Source organism: Pseudomonas sp. BR20, from assembly GCF_050780135.1.
Classification (GTDB): Bacteria; Pseudomonadota; Gammaproteobacteria; order Pseudomonadales; family Pseudomonadaceae; genus Aquipseudomonas.
On record NZ_CP172012.1, the window covers coordinates 349,082 to 368,374 of the forward strand.

The 19,293-nt window shown below is 61.3% G+C and carries 15 protein-coding genes; all 15 read left to right on the forward strand.

Going from position 1 to position 19,293, the window contains the following annotated elements:
* The first annotated feature begins 11 nt into the window (after positions 1-11).
* The 15 genes from ACHPFG_RS01590 to ACHPFG_RS01660 all read left to right on the forward strand — a co-directional run bounded on the left by ACHPFG_RS01590 (position 12) and on the right by ACHPFG_RS01660 (position 19,273).
* Positions 12-1,505 (forward strand): Fic family protein, encoded by a 1,494-nt coding sequence (locus ACHPFG_RS01590; protein ID WP_431701426.1) that lies wholly within the window; start codon positions 12-14, stop codon positions 1,503-1,505.
* A 74-nt stretch (positions 1,506-1,579) separates the two neighbouring features.
* Positions 1,580-2,233, forward strand: coding sequence for a hypothetical protein (locus tag ACHPFG_RS01595; protein WP_431701427.1), 654 nt, complete (start codon positions 1,580-1,582; stop codon positions 2,231-2,233).
* Positions 2,230-2,646 (forward strand): hypothetical protein, encoded by a 417-nt coding sequence (locus ACHPFG_RS01600; RefSeq protein WP_431701428.1) that lies wholly within the window; start codon positions 2,230-2,232, stop codon positions 2,644-2,646. Before ACHPFG_RS01595 ends, ACHPFG_RS01600 begins: the two co-directional genes overlap by 4 nt.
* Positions 2,647-3,057: 411 nt before the next feature.
* A complete protein-coding gene (locus ACHPFG_RS01605) occupies positions 3,058-3,468 on the forward strand; it encodes a MarR family winged helix-turn-helix transcriptional regulator (protein WP_431701429.1) in 411 nt (136 codons plus the stop codon).
* Positions 3,465-5,543 carry an FUSC family protein gene (locus ACHPFG_RS01610; RefSeq protein ID WP_431701430.1) on the forward strand — a complete coding sequence of 693 codons (2,079 nt, stop codon included), beginning with the start codon at positions 3,465-3,467 and terminating at the stop codon, positions 5,541-5,543. The genes ACHPFG_RS01605 and ACHPFG_RS01610 overlap by 4 nt, the downstream gene beginning before the upstream one ends.
* The gene (locus tag ACHPFG_RS01615) at positions 5,540-5,749 is read left to right on the forward strand and encodes a DUF1656 domain-containing protein (RefSeq protein ID WP_012721577.1); all 210 of its coding nucleotides are present in this window, start codon (positions 5,540-5,542) and stop codon (positions 5,747-5,749) included. Before ACHPFG_RS01610 ends, ACHPFG_RS01615 begins: the two co-directional genes overlap by 4 nt.
* Positions 5,746-6,636 carry an efflux RND transporter periplasmic adaptor subunit gene (locus ACHPFG_RS01620; protein ID WP_431701431.1) on the forward strand — a complete coding sequence of 297 codons (891 nt, stop codon included), beginning with the start codon at positions 5,746-5,748 and terminating at the stop codon, positions 6,634-6,636. The genes ACHPFG_RS01615 and ACHPFG_RS01620 overlap by 4 nt, the downstream gene beginning before the upstream one ends.
* Positions 6,633-8,075, forward strand: a complete 1,443-nt coding sequence (locus ACHPFG_RS01625; protein ID WP_431701432.1) for an efflux transporter outer membrane subunit — start codon at positions 6,633-6,635, stop codon at positions 8,073-8,075. Before ACHPFG_RS01620 ends, ACHPFG_RS01625 begins: the two co-directional genes overlap by 4 nt.
* A gap of 95 nt (positions 8,076-8,170) precedes the next feature.
* Complete coding sequence (locus ACHPFG_RS01630) at positions 8,171-8,803, forward strand: NADH:ubiquinone oxidoreductase subunit N (protein ID WP_131700499.1); 633 nt, start codon at positions 8,171-8,173, stop codon at positions 8,801-8,803.
* Between the two features lie 149 nt (positions 8,804-8,952).
* Positions 8,953-10,449, forward strand: a complete 1,497-nt coding sequence (locus ACHPFG_RS01635; RefSeq protein ID WP_431701433.1) for a YdgA family protein — start codon at positions 8,953-8,955, stop codon at positions 10,447-10,449.
* 337 nt (positions 10,450-10,786) lie between these two features.
* The gene (gene pgaA / locus ACHPFG_RS01640) at positions 10,787-13,267 is read left to right on the forward strand and encodes a poly-beta-1,6 N-acetyl-D-glucosamine export porin PgaA (RefSeq protein ID WP_431701434.1); all 2,481 of its coding nucleotides are present in this window, start codon (positions 10,787-10,789) and stop codon (positions 13,265-13,267) included.
* 12 nt (positions 13,268-13,279) lie between these two features.
* Positions 13,280-15,277, forward strand: a complete 1,998-nt coding sequence (gene pgaB / locus ACHPFG_RS01645; RefSeq protein WP_431701435.1) for a poly-beta-1,6-N-acetyl-D-glucosamine N-deacetylase PgaB — start codon at positions 13,280-13,282, stop codon at positions 15,275-15,277.
* Positions 15,278-15,279: 2 nt separating this feature from the next.
* Positions 15,280-16,620 (forward strand): poly-beta-1,6-N-acetyl-D-glucosamine synthase, encoded by a 1,341-nt coding sequence (pgaC, locus tag ACHPFG_RS01650; RefSeq protein WP_431701436.1) that lies wholly within the window; start codon positions 15,280-15,282, stop codon positions 16,618-16,620.
* Between the two features lie 2 nt (positions 16,621-16,622).
* Positions 16,623-17,096 carry a poly-beta-1,6-N-acetyl-D-glucosamine biosynthesis protein PgaD gene (gene pgaD, locus ACHPFG_RS01655; protein WP_431701437.1) on the forward strand — a complete coding sequence of 158 codons (474 nt, stop codon included), beginning with the start codon at positions 16,623-16,625 and terminating at the stop codon, positions 17,094-17,096.
* Positions 17,097-17,551: 455 nt separating this feature from the next.
* A complete protein-coding gene (locus ACHPFG_RS01660; RefSeq protein WP_431701438.1) occupies positions 17,552-19,273 on the forward strand; it encodes a ShlB/FhaC/HecB family hemolysin secretion/activation protein in 1,722 nt (573 codons plus the stop codon).
* Positions 19,274-19,293: the final 20 nt, after the last annotated feature.

A 19,293-nucleotide genomic window follows, 5' to 3' on the forward strand; every position in this document is an offset into this window, starting at 1 on the left:
GGGGATTCACCTTGGCAACAGTCGGATATGCCCATCTATGTGAAGTACTGGACCTGAAGATTATTGCGCCCTCCCGTGTTGCGATGATTAAACCCGTGACCAGAATCACTCGAATCGGCACTTGTCTGGCTGTGCCGGCCGCTGTGGCGCCCGCGCATGCTGCGTTATTTGAGCATGTGCTATTTGCTCTCAAGCATGAAGGCGTGAACCTGGCCGTGCTCGCCCAGGTTTTTGAACGGCTTGGTCCTGAGCCCTTTTTGGTTGCCTTGGCGGATTCGCCCAATGGTGCGTTCATTCGCAAAGCTTGTTTTCTATGGGAGGGATTTACTGGGCAGGCCCTGGATTATTCAAAGCCCGTTCGAGGCCGCGTCGTTGCCTTATTCGATCCCGAGCGCTACGTAACCGGACCCAGCATCCGCAACAGCCGCTGGCGCGTGGATTTCAACGGCTTGGGGTCTCTGCATTACTGCGCCACCGTGGAGCGAACGCCTGAGCTGGACGCGTTGTTGGCGCTCAATGTGCTGGGCCGCGCCAAATCCTTCATGGCCACCCTCTCACCCGAAATGATGGACCGTGCCATCCAGTGGGCCTACCTCCACGAAACCCGTGATTCGTTTGCCATCGAAAAAGAACAACCCAGCGAAGAAAAATCCCGCCGCTTCGTTCAACTGTTACGCCAGGCCCACGAAGGCCGCTTGCTGACCGAGGACTACCTGGTAGACCTGCAGAACAGCACCGTCTACAACCCCTTCGACAAAGCTGTCGCGTTTCGCCATGAGCAGAATCATCTGCACAACGGCCTGCGCGGCGCGGCGGGCGTCAGCTATGTTCCTCCAGCCCCTGAACTTTGCCAGGAACTGATGGAAGAGCTGATGGCCTTCGCCAATCAGCCAGTACGTGAAGTCGACCCCCTGGTAGCAGCGGCAGTCACTGCCTTCGGCTTCGTATTCCTGCACCCGTTTATGGACGGCAACGGGCGATTGTCGCGCTTCCTGATCCATCAGACGCTCTGCCATTACGGGGCACTGGAAAACGGCTTGCTGCTACCGGTGTCCGTCGCGATGAAACACGAAGAACAAGCCTATCTGGCGGCACTCAAAGCCTTTTCCCACCCGACGCGGGAATTCTGGAACGTCACGTGGCTGGACGGCGATCAAATGGCCTTCGACTTCATCGGCCACCCCTCGATCTACCGCTACTGGGACGCCACCCACTGCGTCGAATTCACCCTGCAAATGGCCCGCCGGGCGCTGGAAGTGGAACTGCGCGAAGAAACCGAATTTCTCGACCGCTACGACCGCGTGATCAAGGCCGTGAACCAGCGCTTTGATGTGCGCGGCAGTGATCTATCGAAGCTGGTGATGATGTGCCTGGATAACGAGGGCAAGATTTCCAAGCTCCGGCGCAAACAGTTTCAGTACAGCGTGTCGGAGGAGGTGTTTGAGTTTATTGAAGAGAAGGTGGGGCATGCTCTGCGCGACACTGGGAAATTTCCTATCGACTAAACGGAAGTGGATGATAGTGGCCGGTGGAAGGAGCTCGTTATTAACAGGCGCTAGCTCCCTGCTCTGGACACAACATGAAACGCTTGATCCCACGCAACGAAATTGAAAGCTATGAACTCACAAAGATCGAGAGTCCCTATTTTGCAGGACTAAAAGTCCGAGAGTTTTTTCGTGCCCCATATGCGCTGCCCGGGTTGAGTGAACTGCTCAGTGAGTGCGGTCTTTCTCCCGTTCGCTGCTCCGCTGAAAAAGACCAACGGCGGGTTTTGGATAAACTGGCAGCCGGTGAGTGGTTGTTTGTGATGGACTATCCCTTTCTCCCTTTAAGTCGCGAATGTTGCGTCAAATATGAACATCTAATGGGACGCCGACTGTATGTTGGGCCTGGCAAATGGGAGAAGGTAAGCATCGATTACGATGGAATTAAAAATACCGCGATACTCGCTGCTAATCGGTTAGTTTCAGCAGCTGATGAGGGAAGGGTATTTCTCTCGGATGGGAAAGATCTCGCGAACACCACTAGAGTTATGACTCAACGGTGGGTAAGGCTTGATAGTCGGGATGATCAACTTGCCCACCGATCAGTTGAGCGTCGGTATGGAGAGCTGCGGCATATAAAACAACGTTATCTGGAGGGCGATGACAACTGGCAGGTGGGTGGTAAGTCATGGCATTGGCAGCCTGTAACACCGGATGTGGCCTATGAGTACAAGGAAGCAGGAAAATGACGCGCAAGCATGTTTTTTGGTTTTGGGGAGCCATGGATGCTCTTTTTCTGATTCGGTATGCAGTGGCCAGCGCAATAGAGGGAAGGATTCCTTATTTAAGCGATTTTGAAAGTGCCTTATGGGTGCTGCGTGATCATAGTGTTGTGCAGTTATACATGTTCGGCTTTGCCATGCTGCTGCAAGTTTCCATCGTGATCTCGTGCCTACTGTTCTTTCTTGGACGTGAACAGGTGAGGTGGGTTACATACCTTCAAACACCCTTGCGATTGGCTTTTATTGTGCCCTCTGTTTCGCTGTTGCTGGTAGGTGCTCAGTTTTTTCCTAACTACAACTTGGTGTTAATGGCTGCGTTAGTCGTTGCGTCCGAGGCAGTGAAAATCTGGAGCGTCTGGCGGTGGAGCAAAAGGTGCTGACGTTTTCCAGCAGGGCCGCTTAGGAGACTGAGCGGCCAATAAGCCGGTTGCACAGACCCAACCATCCACTTGGTCACGGCCACACGAATCCCCTGCGCGATGTGATGGGCCAAAACAAGCGTCGCCTGGATGGCCAGGCCGCACAGCAATCCTGAAGCTGACACCGACCCAAAGGTGGGAGGGGGCTTGCCCCCGATGGCGGTGGATCAGCTAATGAATCTGTTCACTGACACTCCGCTATCGCGAGCAAGCCCCCTCCCACATTCGTCCTGCGGTGTTGCCACTGAATCGCTCCATCCATCGCTAAATTGTTTCAAAACTTGACGCATCTAGCGCCTTTCTCCATATTGATAGTTAGCAAACTAACTGTATGCGAACTATCCAGTGCCTCAATCCCTCGAACAACTCCAGATGAACCTCAGCAGCAGCATGGTGGTGGGCGCCCGTAACTGGCGCAAAATCTGCCAGAGCACGCTGGTCAGCTATGGCATCTCCGAAGCCTGCGCCGTGCCGCTGTTGATGATCGGCCGCCTGGGCGACGGGGTGCATCAGGTCAAAGTGGCCCAGGCCTCCGGGATGGAAAGCCCGTCGCTGGTGCGTCTGCTCGACCGGCTGTGCCATGACGGCTATGTGTGCCGTACCGAAGACATCTACGACCGCCGCGCCAAGGCCCTGAGCCTGACCGAGCGTGGTCGCCAGTTGGTGCAGGCGGTGGAGGTGCAATTGGTGCGCCTGCGCCGCGAAGTGCTGGCGGACCTTCCGACCGCCGATATGGAAGCCGCACTGCGCGTACTGCGGGCCTTTGAGGCGGCGACGCTTTGAACGGATTTTTTACCGGTTTTCCGCCCGCCCGTGACTGGTTCTATGGGGTTCGTACCTTCGCCGCGTCGATGATCGCGTTGTACATCGCCATGCTGATGCAAATGCCGCGTCCGTACTGGGCGATGGCGACGGTGTATATCGTCTCCAGCCCGTTTGTCGGTCCTACCAGTTCCAAGGCGTTGTACCGCGCCATCGGCACCTTGATGGGGGCGGCGGCGGCGGTGTTTTTTGTGCCGATGTTTGTGCAATCGCCGTACATCCTGGTGGTGGTGATCGCACTGTGGACGGGCACCTTGCTGTTCCTCTCCATGCACCTGCGCACCGCCAACAACTATGCCTTGATGCTCGCCGGCTACACCTTGCCGCTGATCGCCCTGCCGGTGGTGGATAACCCGCTGGCGGTGTGGGATGTGGCCGAGGCGCGGACCGAAGAAATCTTCCTCGGCATTGCGGTCGCGGCGGTGGTGGGCGCGATGTTCTGGCCACGGCGGCTGATGCCGGTGTTCGATGGCGCGGTGGCCAAGTGGTTCAGCGACGCCCAGGTCTACAGCCAGCGCTTTCTCACCCGCAATGTGCAGCCGGAAGAAGTCAGCACCCTGCGTGGCGGCATGGTTGCCACCTTCAATACCCTTGAATTGATGATCGGCCAGTTGCCCCACGAAGGCGCGCGGCCGCAGACGGTGCGCAATACCAAGGAATTGCGCGGGCGCATGATCCACCTGCTGCCGTTGGTGGAGGAACTCGACGATGCGCTGTATGCCGTCGAACAGCGTGCGCCGCAGTTTCTAGAGCAACTGACGCCGCTGCTGGAAGCCACCCGGCAGTGGCTGGAAAACACCACCGAAAGCGCACCGCTGGAACGCTGGCGCGCCCTGCGTGACCAGGTCGACGCCCAGCAACCCCACGGCGAAGCTTTGGATGACCGCCACACGCTGCTGTTCTCCAACGCCCTCTACCGCCTCGGTGAGTGGATCGACCTGTGGCAGGACTGTCGCAGCCTGCAAGCCGCCATCCAGTGCGAAAGCCAGGACACCTGGCGTGCCGTGTACCGCCACTGGCGCCTGGGCCGGCTCACGCCGTTCCTCGACCGTGGCCTGATGTTCTACTCGGCGTTTTCCACCGTCACCGCGATCATCGTCGCTTCGGTACTGTGGATTTTGCTGGGCTGGACCGACGGCGGCAGCGCGGTGATCCTGGCAGCGGTGGCCTGCAGCTTTTTCGCCTCGATGGACGACCCGGCACCGCAGATCTATCGGTTCTTTTTCTGGACCGCCATGTCGGTGCTGTTCGCCAGCCTCTATCTGTTCCTGGTCCTGCCCAACCTGCATGATTTCCCGATGCTGGTACTGGCGTTCGCGGTGCCGTTCATCTGCATCGGCACGCTGACCGTGCAGCCACGTTTTTACCTGGGCATGCTGCTGACGCTGGTGAACACCTCGTCGTTCATCAGCATCCAGGGTGCCTACGACGCAGACTTCCTCAACTTCGCCAACGTCAACCTGGCCGGGCCCGTGGGCCTGCTGTTCGCCTTTGTGTGGACGTTGATCGCACGGCCCTTCGGCGCCGAACTGGCGGCCAAGCGCCTGACCCGTTTCAGCTGGCGCGACATCGTCGGTCTGACCGAGCCCGCTACTCTGAACGAACACCGGCACCTGGCCGCGCAAATGCTCGACCGCCTGATGCAGCACCTGCCGCGCCTGGCGTTGATCAACCAGGACACCGGCAGTGCCCTGCGCGACTTGCGCGTGGCACTCAACCTGCTCGACCTGCTGGCCTATTCGCCGCGCGTCCTCGGCGTACCGCGGGTGCTGCTCAACCAAGTGGTGGAAGGTGTGGGCGGTTACTTCAAAGCCTGCCTCAAGGCGGGTGAACGCTTGCCCGCGCCCAGCGGTCTGCTGATGACCCTCGACCGCACGCGCCGCGCCCTCAACGGCCAGGGCCTGCAAGACGAAGACGACACCCGCCTGCACCTGCTGCACGCGCTGGCCGGCCTGCGCCTGGCCTTGTTGCCGGGTGTGGAATTCATTGGCGGCACGGAGATGGAAGCGCCGCTACCCGATGGAGCGCCTTTATGATCGGTGACCTGGACATCAGCGGGGTGTTCCTGCCCACGCTGCTGGTGCTGATGGGCATTACGTACGTGTTATTCCTGGTGGTTCACGGGCTGTTGACTCGCGTCCACTTCTATCGCCTGGTCTGGCACCGGGCATTGTTCAATGTGGGGCTCTACGCGCTGTTGCTGGGCGCGGTGGACTCACTCAGTCGATACCTGATGACATGAAAAAACCTTTTTTGACCATCGGCCGTGTAGTCCTGACGTTGTTGATCGTGAGCTTCGCGGTCGTCGTTGTGTGGCGCATGGTCATGTACTACATGTTTGCCCCCTGGACCCGTGACGGCCACATCCGTGCCGACATCGTGCAGATCGCGCCCGACGTGTCCGGGCTGATCCAGCGCGTCGATGTACGCGACAACCAACTGGTGACCAAGGGGCAGGTACTGTTTGCCGTGGACCAGGACCGCTTCAAGCTGGCCCTGCGCCAAGCCCAGGCCGCCGTGGCCGACCGCCAGGAAACCCTGGCCCAGGCAAGCCGCGAGTACAAGCGTAACCGTGGCCTCGGCAACCTGGTGCCCAGCGAGCAACTGGAAGAAAGCCAGTCCCGCGTTGCCCGCGCCCAGTCGGCCCTGGCCGAAGCGCAAGTGACGGTGGATTCGGCCCAACTCAACCTCGATCGCTCCGTCATCCGCAGCCCGGTGGACGGCTACGTCAACGACCGCGCGCCGCGTACCCAGGAATTCGTCACCGCCGGGCGGCCGGTGCTGTCGGTGGTGGACAGCAATTCCTTCCATATCGACGGCTACTTCGAAGAGACCAAACTCGACGGCATCCACGTCGGCATGGGCGTCGACATCCGTGTGATCGGCGACAACGCCCGTCTGCACGGCCATGTGCAGAGCATCGTCGCCGGTATCGAAGACCGCGACCGCAGCAGCGGCTCGAACCTGCTGCCCAACGTCAACCCAGCGTTCAGCTGGGTGCGCCTGGCCCAGCGGATTCCGGTGCGCATCGCCTTTGACGATGTGCCGGCGGACTTCCGCATGATCGCCGGGCGTACGGCGACTGTGTCGATCATTGGCGACAAACCCAATGAGGGAGCCAAGCCATGAAGCAGCTTTGGGCAACCGCTGCGCTGGGGTTGTTGCTGTCGGCCTGCCAAGTGGTGGGGCCGGATTACAAGCTGCCGCCAACGTCTGCCGTCAACCGCACTGACCTGCAAGGGCAGCTGGCGGGCGAGGGCAACAACGTGGTGTCGGCGCCAGTGCCGGCCGACTGGTGGAAGCTCTACAAAGACCCGCGCCTGGACGAGTTGGTGCGCCAGGCCATGGCCTCCAACACCGACCTGCGCGTGGCCGCTGCCAACTTGCAGCGCGCGCGTTATCAGACCCAACAAGCTGAATCTGCCGGCGGCTGGAGTGCCGGCGCCAAGGCCGAGGTGCAGCGCCTGCAGGAGTCCGGCGAAGCGTTTTTGCAGGCGGACAAAGTGCCGGTGGACAACATCGGCAGCGTGGGCATTACCACCTCGTATCAATTCGACCTGTTCGGCACCTTGCAACGTGGCATCGAAAGCGCCCAGGCCAGCGCCGATGCGGCCCAGGCCGCCGCCGATATCGCGCGCATCACCCTGGTGGCCGATGTGGTGCGCTCCTACACCCAGGTGTGCGCGGCCAACGAAGAGCTGGCGATTGCCAACGAGTCCCTGGACCTGCAAGCCCAGAGCACCAAGCTGACTCAACGCCTGCGCGACGCGGGCCGTGGTGATGAAACCCAGGTCACCCGCTCGCAAACCCAATACAAATCCTTGCGCGCCGACATGCCGCGCTATGAAGCGGCGCGCCAGGCCGGGCTGTTCCGCCTGTCGATGCTGCTGGCCAAGCCAGTGGACCAACTGCCGGCGGGCACCGGCACCTGCGCCGAGCTGCCGCACATCGCCCAATTGTTGCCGGTGGGCGACGGCGCGGCACTGCTCAAGCGTCGCCCCGACGTGCGCCAGGCCGAACGCCAACTGGCCGCCGCCACCGCGCGTATCGGCGTGGCCACCGGCGCGTTGTACCCGGACATCGCCATCGGCGCCACGGTGGGCACCGTGGGCCTGCTCGACAACCTCGGCCAGCCGGCGACCAACCGCTGGGGCTTCGGCCCGATGATCAGTTGGACGGTGCCGACCAACGGCGCCCGTGCGCGCATCCACGAAGCCGAAGCCGCGACCCAGGGCGCCCTGGCGCATTTCGACGGGGTGGTCCTCAACGCCATCCGCGAAACCCAGACCGGCCTGGCGCAATACACCGCCGTGTTGCAACGGCGCGAGGCGCTGGCGGACGCCGAGCACTCGGCCCAAGAGGCTGCGGACCAGACCCACCGGTTCTTCCAGGCCGGCCGCGAATCGTTTCTCGCCGACCTGCAAGCCACCCGCACCTACACCGCGATGCGTGCGCAGCTGGCGGCGGCAAACACCCAGGTTGCCATGAGCCAGATCGATCTGTTCCTGGCCCTGGGCGGCGGCTGGGAAAGCGGACGAACGCAAGCGTCACAGCCCGGCAAACCCTGAGCGAATGACTATGCTTTGTCAGGTGGAGCGCACTGCGGTTTGACGGGCAGGTGCTCCCCTGACACTGCTCGCGTTTGCTCATGGGGATTCCAATAATGAAAAACCCTTATGCTCCCGCTTTCTGGTGCGTGCTCTTCGCACTGGTGTTGTTATCGGCCGCGTATTTCTACGGCGTCATGCTCGCCCATCAACTCGACAAGGCCATGGTGTTTCTCGACAGCGCCTGCCTGGTGATCGGCACCCTGTCCATCGGCGTCGTCGCCTGGGCCTCTTACCAAAATCAACGGGTCAAGAAAAAACTCCTGGAACAAGGCAAGACCCGCGTAGCGATCTGGGACACCAAGGTGGCGCTGCGCCGCGTCGAAACCGTGTTCGACCGCTATTTCTGGGGCAGCTACTGGCAGCCTGGGCGCACCTTCCAGGAGGTCATGGGCGACCTCACCGGCACGCCCCTGGAAAAAAGTCTCGAAGTCCTGAAAAAACAGTGTGTATTGCTGGATCGGCAGGTCGCCGAGGGCCGGCATTGGCTGAATAACGCGCGGGAATTGTCCGACGTTGCCACGCAGATGGCCCGTGAGCGCTACCAACTGGACTTCTGCGACCCCAAGTCCGACACCCCCGGCAATGCGGTCATACACCGCGAGTTTGAGGTGCTGGTATACACCTGGACGGCACGCCTGAAGAGTTTCGACCACCAACTCGACGAGATCGAATTGGAGTACTCGTGAACCAACGGCGCGCCTGACCCCTCTGAGAAAGCTGGGCCGTTCGCGGCTGCCAGTGCTAATCTTCTCCCCGTTTTCGGCGGGCTTGAGCCAACCCCAACAGGGTTCAAGGAAGACAGCCCACTTCTCACAGGATTTGATCAGGTCACTTCATGAATAAGCCAGCAGTCGTTCTTTTGGGTTTTGTTGTCGCCGTAGGCGTCGTCAGTGCAGGCGGCGCCTGGTACACCGGTAAACAACTGGAGCCGGTGCTGCAAACCGCGATCCAGAACGCCAACAAGGAACTGCAGACCTCCATGGCCGGCGTCGATGGCACCGTGGCCCTGGAGCTGGTGTCCCTGGAGCGTGGCGTATTCAGCAGCACCGCCCATTACCGCTTGAAAGGCCAGGGTTCGGTCTTCGGCGAAGAAAACCCTAATCCGGAACTGCTGTTCGTCGACCATATCGAACACGGCCCGCTGCCGTTTTCGCGCCTGGTGACGCTCAAATGGCTGCCGGTCATGGCCACCAGTCACTACGAACTGGAAAAGAACGCCACCACCGAGAAGTGGTTCGCCGCCGCTAAAGACGTGTCGCCACTCAAAGGCGTGGCCAATATCGGCTATAGCCGCTCGGTCAACGGCAACATCGAGTTGCTGCCCCTGGAGTTCAAGGACGACAAGTCTTCGGTGAGCTTCTCCGGCGCCAACATGAATTTCGACAGCACCGCCGAAGGCCAGAAGGTCAAGGCCGACGGCTTCATGAACAGCCTCAAAATCGCAGCGGTCGATGCCAAGGGTGACGCCTTCGAGGCCGAACTGGCTGGCCTGACCATCGCCAGCAACCTGGAAAAATCCACCTTTGGCTTCTACACCGGGCAAAACACCGTTGAGCTGACCGACAGCAAGTTCACCTTCGGCCCGCAGAAAGCCGTGTTGACCGTCAAAGGCTTCGAGCAGAAAGACTCCAGCGAAACCAAGGACAACAACCTGGCCGGCCGTGTCGACTACAAGATCGACGAGATCGGTTACCAAGGCAAACCCGTGGGTTCGGCGGCCATGGCCCTGAGCATGAAGAATGTCGACATCCCGGCCATGCTGGTGCTGACCAAGCTTTACCAGGACAAGATGCAGCCGGTGCAAGCCGCCGCCGCAGCGGGCGAGCCTGCACCTGAGCTGCAACTGAACGAAGCCGAGCAGGCCCTTGCCGAAGCGAACGTCAACCAGGTACTGGCCGCCAAGCCGCAAGTGGCGGTGGAAAACCTTTCCCTGAAAACCACCCATGGCGAAAGCAAGTTCAACCTGTTGGTTGACCTGGCCAAGCCGACGTCCATGGAACTGCCGCCGGTTGAACTGGGCAAGCAGATGATTGCATTGCTGGACGCCAACCTCACGCTGTCCAAGCCGATGATAGGTGACGTTGCCGCCCTGCAAGCGCAACTCGGTGGCGTGAGCGACCCGAAAGCCATCGAGCAGCAGTCCCAAATGGCCGCCGAGATGGTCAGCGGCATGGCGGTCGGCACTCAGTTGGCGACCCTGGTCGGCAGCGACGTCGTGTCCAAGCTGCACTACGCCAACAATGAAGTGACCTTCAACGGCCAGAAGATGACCGTCGAGCAATTCATTGGGTTTGTGATGGCCAAGGTCGGCGCGGTCAGCGGCGCTCAGTAATATTTTGCCATCGCCCCGAAATAAATAATGTGGGAGGCCCCACTACCTTTGCGACATAGCGCTGTCGCACAGCAAACTGGGGCTCTGTGGCGAGCGGGACAAGCCCGCTCGCCACAAGGCTGGCCCCCCGTTATCGCAGGCAAGTCCGCCCCCGCATTCATATTTCAGGCGGGTCGCGCAATTCTGAACAATTGTTCTGAATCGGTCTTTTTCCTACTTTCCTGAGAGATAGTTCGCACAGGAAAGCTAGGTCGGGTCATTAGACGCCGGCACCCTGCGGCAATTCGCTCAGGACCACCTATCGTTACAGCTTTCCGTGTGTAAGGAAGCTCACGATATGCTGCGAAACCTACCACTCAGTGCATCAGGCCGGTTGCGACTGCTCGTCGGGGCCGCCTTATGCAGCCAATTACTGATGCCCGCCTTCGCCATGGCCGATCCGGCCTATGACGCGCTGATTATTCAGGCGCGCAACGGCAACTTCACCCCCGCCCTGACCCAATTGCGCCAGTTGTCTGCCGAACGCCAGACGCCAGGCCAGGTCAGCGATCATGTGGTGATCGCCGGTTGGGCCGGCCAGGATGCCGAAGTGTTGAAGGTGTACGAGGCCCAGGGCAAACATCGCAACCTCAGCACCCAGGCGCTCGCCACTGTCGCGCGGACCTATCGCAACCAAAAGCAATGGGCCCAGGCCGAGACGGTCTATCGCCAGGCGTTGCTGCGTGAGCCGAATAACGTCGATCTGCAGCTGGGCCTGGCCCTGACCCAGGCCGACGGCGGCAAGGCGGACGAGGCGGTACAACGCACCCGAGCATTGGTCGCCACCAAGCCCGATGACCCCAACCGCCGCATGGCCCTGGGGTATGCACTGACCCGCGCCGGCTTGAACTACGATGCGCTGTTCGAATTCGACCAGGCGTTTATCCGCGCTGGCAACAAGCCTGAAGTCGCCCGCGAATATATCGTCGCCCTGCAAAAGGCCCGCCTGCCGGAAGCCGCGTTGCGCCTGTCGGCCCAGCGTCCTGGCCTGCTGGACCCGGTGACCCAGCGCCGTCTGGAAGGCGATCTCGCAGCCGAACGTGTGCGTATGGCCGAGTTCGCCACACGCAGCGAAAAAGAACGCTACGTGATTGCCGACCGCGCCCTGGCGGATTACGACAAACTGCTCGCTCGCTGGACACCTGACGCCAGCGCCCATGACGACGTGGTGCGCTGGCGTATCGACCGCCTGGGTGCACTCAAGGCGCGGGCGCGTACCGCTGACGTGATCCGCGAATACGAAACCCTCAAAGGCGAAGGTGTGCAATTGCCGACCTACGCAGTGCGTTGGGTCGCTGCCGCTTATCTCGACCAACGCCAGCCGGAAAAAGCCGAACCGCTGTATCGCCAGGCAATCACCGCGCCGGACGCCGATCCGGCTGACCATGTGGAAGACAGCACGGCGTTGTTCTATGCCCTGCTGGAAAGCGACAAGGTGGTGGAGGCTCGCGAGGTCGCCAGCAACCTGGCCAAGAGCCAGAACCCGCGTGAAGAACTCAAGGGCCTGCCGATCGGCAATCCCAATGACAGCTGGATGGACGCGCAGCAGCTGGCGGCCCAGGCCGGCACCTATGGCGGCGACCTGCCGGGCAGCGAGGCCAGCCTGGAAGCGTTGGTGGCACAAGCGCCTGGCAACGTCGGCCTGCGTCTGGCCCAGGCCGATATGTACCGCGCCCGTGATTTGCCGCGCCGCGCCGAAGGCATTCTTAAGGACACCGAAGCCCAGGCCCCGCGCGACATCGGCCTGGAAGTCAGCCAGGCCTACACCGCCATGGACCTGCAGGAGTGGCGCCAGCTCGACGTGCTCACCGACGATGTGCTCGCCCGCAACCCGGACAACCGCCAGGTGCAGCGCCTGAGCCGCCTGCGCGACGTGCATGACATGGCCGAACTGCGTGTCGAGGCGTACACCGGCAAAAGCTTTGGCGGCGGCAATGACAGTGACGCGGGCGCCGTCGCGGGTAGCCGCGATTGGGGCATTGAGAGTCGCATCTACACGCCGCCCATCGACGAAGACTGGCGTGTATTCGCCGGCGCCGGGTACGCCAAGGCCGATTTCAGCGAAGGCACGGGCCAGCATCGCTGGCAGGTCGTGGGCGTAGAGCGGCGTACCCGCGACATGACCATTGAAGCCGAGGTGTCCAACCACTCCTACGGCGATGGCTCCAAACAAGGCGCCGCGGTGTCGATTGCCCGCGACATCAACGACAACTGGCAATACGGCGGCAGCCTGGGCTACCTCCTGAGCACCACGCCGCTGCGGGCGTTGAATGACGGTGTCACGGCCAACGGTGGCAGCGGCTTTATCCGCTGGCGCGCCAACGAAAGCCGCGAATGGAAACTGACCCTCAGCCCCTCCCATTTCAGCGATGGCAACGACCGCTTCGAAGCCTTGCTCAGCGGCCGCGAAGGCCTCTACAGCTCGCCGAAAGTGCAAGTGGACCTGGGCCTGGAAGTCGGCGCCAGCCGCAACAGCAAGGAAGACACGGTGTACTTCAACCCGAAGTCGGATTTCACCGTGCTGCCCATCCTCAACATCAACCATGTGCTCTATCACCGCTACGAGACCCAGTGGAGTCAGCAGTTCCAAGTCGGTGCGGGTACCTATAGCCAGCGGGATTATTCCACCGGTGGCATCGGTCTGGTGGGCTACGGCCAACGCTTTCGCTGGAACGACGTTCTGGACGCCGGCGCCAACCTGAGCCTGATCAGCCGACCTTATGACGGTGATCGCGAACGCGATCTGCGCCTGCTCGTCGACCTCACTTACCGTTTCTAAAAGAGCCTGACCATGACCTTCCTCAGCCGTTGCTTGTTGGTTCTGGGCGTATTGCTGGCCAGTGCCTGCGCCCAGCAACCCGCGCCTTTCACTCCACCCGCCGAGCGGCCGACACCGGCCAACGAGACGGCGTGGCCGAAAAACCATTTTCTGGGCATTGCCTACCATGACGTGTCGGACCGTGATCCTGACCAGGCCGTGGTGGCGGTACGCACCGAGCGATTGATCGAACAGCTGGCCTGGCTGCGGGAGAACGGCTACCAGGCGGTCAGCGTCGACCAGATCCTGGCCGCTCGCCGTGGCGGCCCCGCGTTGCCGCCCAAAGCCATCATGCTCAGCTTCGATGACGGCTACTCCAGCTTCTATACCCGCGTGATGCCGATTCTGCGCGCCTATCGCTGGCCGGCCTTGCTGGCGCCAGTGGGCTACTGGATCGACACGCCGATGAACAAACCGGTGGACTTCGCCGGCTCGCCACGGCCGCGCGGCGAGTTCCTCACCTGGCAGCAGATCCGCGAAGTGTCGCAATCGGGCCTGGTGGAAATCGCCGCGCACACCGATGCCAGCCACACCGGGATCCTGGCCAACCCCCAGGGCAACCTCGAGCCGGCGGCAACCTCGCTGCGCTATGACTCGGCCACGGGCCGTTATGAAAGCCAAGCCCAGTTCCAGGCGCGGATGCGGGCGGATGTCTCGGCGATCTCCAACAAGATCCAAACCGTGACCGGCAAGAAACCACGGGTATGGGTGTGGCCGTACGGCGCCGCCAAGGGCACCTCGCTGGCGATCGTCAGCGAGCAGGGCTACCAGATGGCCCTGACCCTGGAAGACGGCCTCGACAGCTCCAGTGACCTGATGAACAGCCCCCGCTTCCTGGTCGCTTCCGACCCGGACGGCGAGCATTTCGCCAACAGCATCGTCGCCGTGCAAACCCCGGCACCGCTGCGCGTGCTGCATGTGGACCTGGACAACGTCTACGACCCGGACCCGGCCCAGCAGGCGCGCAACCTCGACCAACTGGTGCAGCGCGTGGTGGACATGGGTGCCGGCACGGTGTTCCTGCAGGCCTTCGCCGACCCCAAGGGTGACGGCCTGGTGCACGAACTGTACTTCCCCAACCGTCACTTGCCGGTACGCGCCGACCTGTTCAACCGCGTCTCCTGGCAGTTGCACACCCGTGCCCATGCCGCCGTGTATGCGTGGATGCCAGTGTTGAGTTTTGCCCTCGATCCCAAGCTGCCCCGCGTGACGCGTTGGGCCCCGGAAACCGGCAAGGTCGGCACCGACCCGGACCAATACAAACGCCTGTCACCGTTCGATCCGCAGGTGCGCAAGATCATTGGCGAGATCTATGAAGACCTGGCGCGCAACAATGCCATCGACGGCGTGCTGTACCACGACGACGCAGTGCTCTCGGACTTCGAAGACGCCAGCCCCGCCGCGCTCAAGGCCTATGCCGCCGAGGGCCTGCCGGACAGCATCCAGGCCCTGCGCGCCGACCCGGCCGTAATGCAGCGCTGGACGCGCTTCAAGAGCCGCTACCTGATCGACTTCACCAATGAGTTGACCGCCAAGGTCCGCGCCATCGGTGGGCCGCAGGTGCGGACTGCGCGCAATATCTTCGCCGAGCCGATGCTCAACCCGGCGAGCGAGGCCTGGTTCGCCCAGAACCTCGATGATTTCCTCCAGACCTATGACTGGACCGCGCCGATGGCCATGCCGCTGATGGAAGGCCAGGAGTACAAGACCTCCAATGCCTGGCTGGAGAAGCTGGTGGCAACGGTCAAGGCGCGTCCCGGCGCGTTGGAGCGCACCGTATTCGAACTGCAGGCCAAAGACTGGCGCACCAAGGCCGCGCCGGATATCGACGCTGTGCAGATGGCTGAATGGATGGGTGTGCTCAAGCGCCAGGGTGTCACGAGTTTTGGCTACTACCCGGACAACTTCCTGGAAAATTCCCCGGACCTGAAGACTGTGCGTCCGGCCCTTTCCAACCAATGGAACCCTTGACCATGTTCGACAGAATCCTGGCTATATTCGTACTCGCGCTGGTATTGGGTGTGCCCCTGGGCCTGATCTTCCTGGTCACCGGGCAGTTCCTGATGGACTTCGTGTTTTTCTATCCGTTGTTCATGTCGGCGCTGTGGATCGCCGGCGGTTGGTACTTCTGGCTGCACTGGGAGCGCCACTGGCCCTGGGAAGAAGACACCCCTGCGCCTGCCCTGGCCGGCAACCCGCTGATCTCGATCATCATCCCTTGCTACAACGAAGGGGATAACGCCGCCGACACCATCCATGCGGCGCTGGGCCAGCTGTACCCGAATATCGAAGTGATCGCGGTCAACGACGGTTCCAAGGACAACACCGCCGCCGTCCTCGATGCCCTGGCGCTGGAGCATCCGCGCCTGCGGGTGCTGCACCTGGCGCAGAACCAGGGCAAGGCCGTGGCCTTGCGCATGGGCGCGGTGGCCTCGCGCAGCGAATACCTGGTGTGCATCGACGGCGATGCGCTGCTGGATAAAAACGCGGCGGCCTACATGGTCGCGCCGATGCTCGACAACCCGCGCCTGGGTGCCGTGACCGGCAACCCACGCATCCGCACACGTTCGACCTTGATCGGCCGCGTGCAGGTGGGCGAGTTCTCCTCGATCATCGGCTTGATCAAGCGCACCCAGCGCGTATTCGGGCGAATCTTCACGGTCTCGGGTGTGGTGGTGGCGTTCCGTAAAAAGGCGCTGGACCGCATCGACTACTGGAGCACCGACATGATCACCGAGGACATCGATGTCAGTTGGAAGCTGCAACTCGACCACTGGAGCATCTTCTACGAGCCGCGCGCGCTGTGCTGGATCCTGATGCCCGAAACCGTGGGCGGTCTGTGGAAACAGCGCCTGCGCTGGGCCCAGGGCGGTGCCGAAGTGCTGTTCAAGAATATCCGTGGCATCTGGCAATGGCGCCATCGCTACCTGTGGCCGCTGCTGTTCGAATACTGCCTGTCCACCGGCTGGGCCTTCACCTTCCTGCTCTCGGTGATTTTCTGGGGCCTGGGCAAATTCATTGTGCTGCCGCCGGCGATCACGGTGGACTCCCTGGTCCCGCCGGCCTTTACCGGCCTGGTGCTGGCGATGGTGTGCCTGGTGCAGTTTGCGGTGAGCATCCTGATCGACCGCCGCTATGAGAAAGACCTGTGGAAAACCCTGTTCTGGACCGTGTGGTACCCGATGGTGTTCTGGCTGGTCAGCCTGTTCACCACCCTGGTCAGTTTCCCCAAGGTGCTGTTCAACCAGCACCAGAAGCGCGCGCGCTGGGTCAGCCCGGATCGCGGTATCAAACCTGTTGAAGAGGAGGCGTGATCATGAAACTGGTCAGAACCCGCCAAAGTACCGTGATGTGGCTCATCGATGTGTTGTTGACCCTGATGGCCTGGGCCGGGTTGGTCTGGCTGCTGGCGCGCGGGATCACCTCGATGCTTGAAACCCATGGCGGCCCACGCATCGAGGCGCCGATTTTCGCGGCGCTGAACACCTTGCAGATCTACCTGTGGATCGCACTGTTCAACGCCGTGATCCTGGTCACCTGGGCGCGCTACCAGCAACGCAAGGGGCGCAAGTTCGCCCAGCGGCGCGCCGAGGCCAAGGCGCTCAGCGATCAGAACCTGAACGAGAGTTTCAGCCTGGCCGAGGGCGACCTGGAGCAACTGCGCCGACCGGGTGTACTGGTGATTCACAACGACGAAGACGGCGGCGTGGCGGAAGTCAAAGCCCACGTCTCCCGCGACGTGGAAAAACAAGGATTGACCCTGGTGCCCGAGAAAAAAGACGTCAGCTAAGGACTGCAAATCCAATCCAATGTGGGAGGGGGCTTGCTCCCGACAGCGGTGGTTCAGCTAATGAATACTTGGCTGACACACCGCTACCGGGGGGGCAAGCCCCCTCCCACAATTGTCTATCCACTCGACCTCGAACATGAATGTCGACAAGTGGGACCCAATTCACAAAAACGCCGCGAACTATTCGGTTCTTTTCGGTACTAACTTATCTCGGAAGAACTTAGTGGCCAAATAATGGCAGTTATAAGTTCATTCGAAAAATCGCCATCAAAAGAGCTGCCGCCTGTCGGAATAATACTTCGAGTTTCAGGTCGCCTGTCTTTTTGATGATTATTTATTGTTAGTAATCAGTGAGTTGTGAAATTAACGAGTGCGAATGTGCAACTGGCTCAGCTTCTTGGGTTGGCGCAAGTTCAATGTTAGTTTCGCGGCCCTTGATTTTCGACGGACCGAATATGTCTTTTTTATTGCCACGGACTCGGTATTTCCTCTGCACGTTGCTGCTCGCCTATATGAGCGCAAACAGTGCCATGGCCGCCCCTACGCCCGGGGACCAGGACCTGATCCGCGACCGTCAGAATCGCCTGCTCGAAGAGCAACAGCGGCGCCTGCAGGAACTCCAGGATCTGCCCGGCAAAGCGGCCAAGCCCGAGGCCCCGGCCACGCCGGCAGATACCCGTTGCTTCCCCATCCAGGACATCGAACTCAAGGGCGCCGACAGCCTGTCCGCCGCCGACCGTACCCGCCTGCTCAAACCCTACATCGGCCAATGCCTGGGCGTTACCCAGCTCAACGAACTGCTCAAGGTCATCACCGACTACTACATCGCCAAGGGCCACGTCACCAGCCGCGCCTACCTGCCGCAGCAGGACCTTTCCAGCGGCCATCTGCAGGTGCTCGTAGTCGAAGGCAAACTGGAAGGCATCAAGGGCGCCCAGGGCAGCACGGTCACCGACCGCGAGCTGGCGATGGCGTTTCCCGGCAAGGTCGGTGAAGCGCTCAACCTGCGCGAAGTCGAACAATTGGTGGATCAACTGAGCCGCCTGCCGTCCAAACAGGCGCAAATGGAACTGACCCCCGGCACCCAGATCGGCGGCAGCGAAGTGCTGGTCAAGAACCAGCCGCAAAAACCCTGGCGCGCCAGCCTGTCGCGCAACAACGACGGCCAGAAAAGCACCGGCGAACAGCAGTGGGGCGCCGGCCTTGAGTGGGACAGCCCGCTGGGCCTGGCCGATCAACTGATCCTGCGCGGCGGCCACGACGCCATCAGCGACCATCAGAAAACCTCGAAAAACAGCATGCTGTATTACAACGTGCCGTGGGGCTGGTGGAACTTCAGTTACACCTACAGCGAGAGCGATTACCGCACCTACGGCGTGACCAACGACTTCAAGTTCAAGCAGAACGGCGACAACCAGAACCACCAACTGCGTGCCGAGCGAGTCATCCACCGCGACGACGTCAGCAAGACGTCGGTGAACGTCGGCCTGGCACACCTGCGTACCAACAACTACATCCTCGACGTGCGCACCGCGCCCAGCAGCAACCGCCTCAGCGAATTGCAACTGGGCGTCAACCACGGGCGACGCATCGGCAGTGCTTTCGTCAACCTCGACCTTGGCATGCAGAACGGCATCGGTTTGTTCGACGCCCAGTCTCAGGAAGAGCGCGACTCGCTCGGCCGTCGCCAACCCAATTCGCGCTACCGCAAGTACACCGCCACCGTCAGCTACCTGCAGCCATTCAGCCTGTGGGGCGAGTCGTTCAGCTTCAGCAGCCTGGCTACCGGCCAACGCAGTGAAGACGTCCTGTTCAGCCCCCAGCGCATGAGCCTGGGGGGCTCGGCCTCGGTGCGTGGTTTCAAGGACCAGCAACTGATGGGCGACAGCGGCGGTTACTGGCGCAACGAAGTGCGCTGGGCCCGCCCTGTGACCCTCGACTGGATGCGCCCGGCGTTCGCCGAATACGGCGCCAGCATCGGCTATGACCAGGGTGTGATCACCCATGATCGTTACAACGACAACGTTCATGGCCGAGTCTCCAGCAACTCTCTGGAATTGTTCGCCCGGGGCAAACATGTCAGCACCAGCGTGACCTTTGCCCATTCGCTGGAAAGACCCGGCGTGCTGACCGAACGCGAAGCACCGATCTACTTCCGTATGGATTTCTTCCTGTAATTCAACGCTGCACCGCAACG